General features: G+C 45.1%; 1 protein-coding gene. It reads left to right on the forward strand.

The genetic code is table 11. From position 1 onward, the window contains the following. The coding region (locus tag A3739_RS23225; RefSeq protein WP_304440303.1) for a transporter associated domain-containing protein at nt 1-479 on the forward strand (479 nt) is incomplete at its 5' end. Nucleotides 480-603 lie beyond the last annotated feature (124 nt).

Below are 603 nucleotides of genomic sequence, written 5' to 3' on the forward strand. Positions count from 1 at the left end.
CGCTCGCACTTAAGGGTGAACTCAAGCGTCAGGACATCCAAGAGCTGATTCGACCTGCTTCTAAAATTCCAGAGAGCAAACGCTTAAACGAGCTACTAAAAGACTTTAAGAAAAAACGTATTCACATGGCTATCGTCATTGACGAGTATGGTGTCACGTCGGGCTTAGTAACCATCGAAGATGTTCTTGAACAGATTGTTGGCGAAATTGAAGATGAGCACGATATCGAAGAGGAAGCGAATATTAAGCTTCTAAGCGATTCAGAGTCGACGGTTAAAGCACTCACATCAGTGGAAGAGTTCAACGACCACTTCGGCACATTTATTCCTGATGATGAATTCGATACCATCGGCGGCTGCGTCATCAAAAGCTTCGGCTGCCTTCCAAATCGGGGGGACGAAACGCTGTTCGAAGGATTCAAAGTCACCGTATTAAACGCGGATAGCCGCACAGTACGTCTTTTAAAATTCGAAAAATAAATAAAAGCGCGCTGAAGCGCTAGCGAGTCAAAAATGCGAGCAACACTTCTCTGCTCGCTTGCTATTTTTGTAGCAGGCGCATTACAGACCTTAGGTCTAAGTCCATTCAATTTTTGGCCCGCAA

Source organism: Oleiphilus sp. HI0067 (genome assembly GCF_001635735.1).